Annotated in this window: 6 protein-coding genes; 5 read left to right on the top strand and 1 reads right to left on the bottom strand. The window is 69.7% G+C overall.

Features of this window, described 5'->3' with window-relative positions; all coding sequences use genetic code 11:
* The 4 genes from VFU06_17130 to VFU06_17145 form a co-directional block, all read left to right on the top strand.
* A partial coding sequence (locus tag VFU06_17130; GenBank protein ID HEU5211124.1) for a hypothetical protein occupies nucleotides 1-336 on the top strand: 336 nt, incomplete at its 5' end.
* A gap of 54 nt (nucleotides 337-390) precedes the next feature.
* Entirely contained in the window at nucleotides 391-1,452 is a 1,062-nt protein-coding gene (gene hrcA, locus VFU06_17135) for a heat-inducible transcriptional repressor HrcA (GenBank protein ID HEU5211125.1), read from the top strand.
* Entirely contained in the window at nucleotides 1,449-2,615 is a 1,167-nt protein-coding gene (gene dnaJ / locus VFU06_17140) for a molecular chaperone DnaJ (protein HEU5211126.1), read from the top strand. The genes hrcA and dnaJ overlap by 4 nt, the downstream gene beginning before the upstream one ends.
* Nucleotides 2,612-3,517 carry a 50S ribosomal protein L11 methyltransferase gene (locus tag VFU06_17145; GenBank protein HEU5211127.1) on the top strand — a complete coding sequence of 302 codons (906 nt, stop codon included), beginning with the start codon at nucleotides 2,612-2,614 and terminating at the stop codon, nucleotides 3,515-3,517. The genes dnaJ and VFU06_17145 overlap by 4 nt, the downstream gene beginning before the upstream one ends.
* A 79-nt stretch (nucleotides 3,518-3,596) precedes the next feature.
* Here the strand turns inward: VFU06_17145 and VFU06_17150 are convergent, their stop codons facing one another.
* A complete protein-coding gene (locus tag VFU06_17150) occupies nucleotides 3,597-4,127 on the bottom strand; it encodes a hypothetical protein (protein ID HEU5211128.1) in 531 nt (176 codons plus the stop codon).
* A gap of 30 nt (nucleotides 4,128-4,157) precedes the next feature.
* Here VFU06_17150 and VFU06_17155 point away from each other — a divergent pair.
* Nucleotides 4,158-4,436 (top strand): histidine triad nucleotide-binding protein (locus VFU06_17155; protein ID HEU5211129.1); only part of this gene is annotated, 279 nt, incomplete at its 3' end.

Raw genomic sequence — 4,436 nt, forward strand, 5'->3', positions numbered from 1 at the left:
GGGCTCGGCGCCGGCGCACACTCCTTCGTGGACGGGGTGCGCTGGTGGAACGAGCGGGACTGGGCGCGGTACCGGAGTCGCGTGATGGGGACCGGCTCGGCCCGTACCGGGGACGAGCGACCGGACGGTGGCGCGGGTGCCCTGGAGCGGGCCTGGCTGATGCTGCGGACGGATGCGGGCGTCGCGCCGGGCGAACTGTCGCCGGGGCAGCGCGAGCTGTTGGGGCAGTGGCTGCGGCAGGGCTGGGCCGTCGCCGCGGGCGAGCGGGTGCGACTGACGCCGGAGGGCTGGCTGCTGCTGGACCGGCTGGCCGTCGAGCTGGATGCTGCGGCTTGAAGTCCGCGCACGGACTCAACACATTCCGGCCCCTTGATTTGCGTGTGATGGTGCATGGCTGAGCTACAGCTTACAGAACGGGAGGAGGCGGTTCTCGACGCGGTCATCCGGACCTACGTCGAGACGGCCGAGCCGGCGGGCAGCCGGACCGTCGCGAAGCGGTTCGGCCTCGGCGTGTCGGCCGCCACCATCCGCAACGCAATGGCGGACCTCGAGGACAAGGGGTTCCTCTTCCATCCGCACACCTCGGCGGGACGCATCCCGACCGACCGTGCGTACCGCTACTACGTCGACACCCTGATGCGCCCGGTCCGGCTCACGGCAGCGGAGCAGCGCCGGCTGCGCCGCGAGTTCGCCGAGATTTCCGAGCCGCTGCCCGACGCGATCGCCGGGATCGTGCGTCGCGCGACGCAGGCGCTCGGGCTGATCACGGGCGAGCTGGGTGTCGCCATCGCGCAGCGCCTGGACGACGTCGTGCTCGAAAAGCTGGAGCTGGCCCTCGTCGCGAGCGACCGCATGCTGCTCGTGCTGACGCTCGGCAGCGGCGCAGTCCGCACCGTGTATGTCGACCTGCCGGGCACGGTGCCGCCGTCCACACTGGCCTCCGTGACCGCGATCCTGAACGAGCGGCTGGCGGGGCACACGCTGGACGAGATCCGCGCGTCGCTGCCGGAGCGGCTGCGCGATGCAGGTAGCGATGAAGCGTCGAGCGAGCTGCTCAACATCTTCATCCAGTCGGCCGGCAACGTGCTGAACGCAGAGCAGGACGGGCGCGAGGAGCTGATGCTCGGTCGTGCGAGCGTGCTCGCCGGCCAGCCGGAGTTCGCTGCCGGCAGCGATCTGCGCAACCTGATCGAGCTGACGGAACAGCGCGAGATCCTGGCCGGTGCTCTCACGACACGGCGCCACGACGATTCGCCCGCAATCACCATCGGCGCGGAGCACGCCGAGCCGCGCCTCGCCCGCTTCACGCTCGTCACCTCCGAGTACCGGCTCGGCGGACTGAGCGGTGTCGTCGGGGTGATCGGGCCGACGCGGATGGCATACGAGAAGATCGCTGCGATCGTGCAGTACAGCAGCGCACTGATGAACGAACTTGCAAACCCGCCGTCATGATCGGGATGCGTGATTATTACGAAGTACTGAACGTAGGGCGGGACGCCGATGGCGAAGCCATCAAGCGCGCGTATCGCAAGCTCGCCATGCAGTATCATCCGGACCGCAACAACGGGTCACCGGAGGCAGCCGAGCACTTCAAGGAAGCGACCGAAGCGTACGAGATCCTGCGCGACCCGCAGAAGCGTGCCGCCTACGACCGGTTCGGTCATGCGGGCGTCAAGGGCGGCGCACACACGCCGGGCGGGTTCGGCTTCGACTTCAGCGACGCGCTCGAGATCTTCATGCGCGATTTCGGCGGCCTGGGCGACATCTTCGGCGGCATGGCCGGCGCACGTGCGCGCGGTGGTGCCCGCATGCGCCGCGGGCCCGACATGCGTGCGCACATCCCGCTGACGCTCGAAGAGGTCGCGACCGGGACGAAGAAGACGCTCAAGGTTCGCGTCCACGACGTCTGTTCGACGTGCAGCGGCTCGGGCGCGAAGCCCGGCACCCAGCCGGTGCGCTGCGCGACGTGCGGCGGTGCAGGCGAGGTGCGGCGCGTACAGCGGTCGTTCCTCGGACAGATGATGACGGTGCAGCCGTGCCCGCAGTGCCAGGGCGAGGGACAGATCATCGAGTCGCCGTGCGACACGTGCGACGGAGAGGGCGTGCAGCCCGCGGAGAAGACGATCGAGGTCAGCGTGCCGCCCGGCGTTTCGACGGGAGACTACGTCACGCTCCGCGCGCAGGGACATGCGGCACCCCGCGGTGGTGCGCGCGGCGACATCCTGGCCGTCCTCGAGGTCGAGGAGGACCCGCGTTTCATCCGTGACGGCGCGAACCTCATCCACGAGCTGCCGATCACGTTCTCGCAGGCCGCGCTCGGCACGGAAATCGACGTGCCGACGGTCGGCGAGGGGAATGCACGGCTGAAGATCGCGGCGGGTACGCAGTCGGGGCGACTGCTGCGGCTGCGCGGTCGTGGCCTGCCGCACCTGCAGGGCGGCGGCCGCGGTGACCTGATCGTGCGCGTGAAGGTGTGGACACCGACGTCGCTCTCGGCCGAGCAGGAGAAGCTGCTGCGCCGGCTGGCCGAGATCGAGCAGGCACCGCCGTCCCACATCGACGAGGACGACGAGCGCGGCTTCTGGTCCAGAGTCCGGGAAGCGTTCGGCGGGTGAGCGACGAGCTGATCGAGCTCACAGTAGCGTGCCCCTCGGAGGACCTGGCTGGACTGGTCGCCGAGGGGCTCGTTTCCATGGGGCTGGGCGGGGTGGAGGAGGTGGGCTCCGCGGTGCGGGCGTGGATACCGGTCACGGCCGGAGGTGAGCCTGGGGAAGGGAGCCGGCCAGGCGAGCTACGTGTGGAAGCGGGGGACATCGGCCTCATGGAGCTGCGGCGCCGGCTCGAGGAGTTCGTGGGGCAGCCGCTCGACATCGCCTCGCGTGTCGTGGCGGTTGCGGACTGGGGGGCGGAGTGGCGGCGCGGGTTGCGGGCGCGGCGCGTGGGGGAGCGCATCGTCGTGGCGCCGACATGGACGACGCCGGAGCTGCGTCCGGGTGACGTCCTGCTGTCGATCGATCCCGAGATGGCGTTCGGCACGGGGGAGCACGGTACGACGCGCGGGATGCTGCGGTTGCTGCAGCAACTCGACTGCAGCGGCGCGCGCGTGCTGGACGTCGGTACGGGATCGGCGATCCTCGCGATCGCTGCTGCACTGCTCGGCGCTGCCGGGGTGGACGCGGTGGAGAGCGATGCGGACGCACTGATCAATGCGCGTGACAACGTGGAGCGGCACGGTGTCAGTGCGCAGGTGCATCTCGAGCACGCACTCGTCGACACTGCATGGCTCGATGCGCACGGCACGTACGACATCATTCTCGCGAACATCCTGAGCAGCGTGATCCGTCCGCTGCTGCCGGCCTTCCGCGGCGCGCTCGCACCCGGCGGTGCCCTCCTCGTCTCGGGCATCCTCGAACAGGAGGCCGACGACGTCCTCGCGGACGCTGCTGCGGCCGGCTTTCGCGCGACCATCGAGGACCTCGAGGACGAGTGGTGGTCGGCATGGCTGGTACGGGCGTGAACGCTCGCCGGGTGTTGCACCGCCCGTGCAGAGCCGCACGCGGCCGAAGCTGAGGAGTGTGTGCCTCCGGCGATGAACCTCAGCGGTCCTCCGTGAGCTCAGGGCCCTCCGTGGCAGAAAATCCGTCGGACGCGCGGATCATGGCATACAGCCCGCCCAGTGCCATGCTCACGTCGTTCCTCAGCTGTGTATCTCCTCCGGCATCCCGCCACAGCCGGAGCAGTGGACCGGCAAGCATCTCGAATGCGTCGGGTTCTTCGGCGAACGGCCGTTCCCCCGTGTCGACGACTGCCCAGCACCCGGCGGTCCCCCTGAGCGCCTCCTGGTAGGCGGGGCCGGTCTCGTGCACGGCCAGCGGCAGCGCCTCGATGGGGTCGGGCCGCTCGAGGAGTGCGAGGCCGCTGTCGTCGCGAAGTGACTCCGCGAGTCCGTCGGGGGTGACGGTGATGCGCTCCTCGTCGGCCAGGATCCTGGCGAGATCGGCGAGCGGGAGGGCACGGCTGGTGCCGCGGCGCAGCACGCGCAGTGCGGCGTTCCTGATCCTGGTCGGCTGCATCTCCTCCTCCAGCGTGGGGATCGCTACATTGGCGGCGAACGAGGGCGCAGCCATGGCGCGACGCGCCGGAGGTGGAGAGGAACGATGTCGCAACAGGATTGTCTCTTCTGTCGCATCGTGCGCCGGGAGATTCCGTCGCAGATCGTGCACGAGACGGATGACCTGGTGGCGTTCCGGGATATCGATCCCAAGGCGCCGGTGCACGTCCTGATCATCCCGAAGCGTCACATCGGGTCCGTGAACGACGTCGAGCCTGCCGATGCGGCCCTGCTGGGCGAGCTGTTCGTCGCCGCGCGCGCGATTGCACGCGAGCAGGGCGTCGCCGACGACGGGTACCGCGTCGTCGTGAACACCAATGCCGGT

It is taken from the genome of Longimicrobiales bacterium, from assembly GCA_035764935.1.
In the GTDB taxonomy this organism is placed as follows: domain Bacteria; phylum Gemmatimonadota; class Gemmatimonadetes; order Longimicrobiales; family RSA9; genus DASTYK01.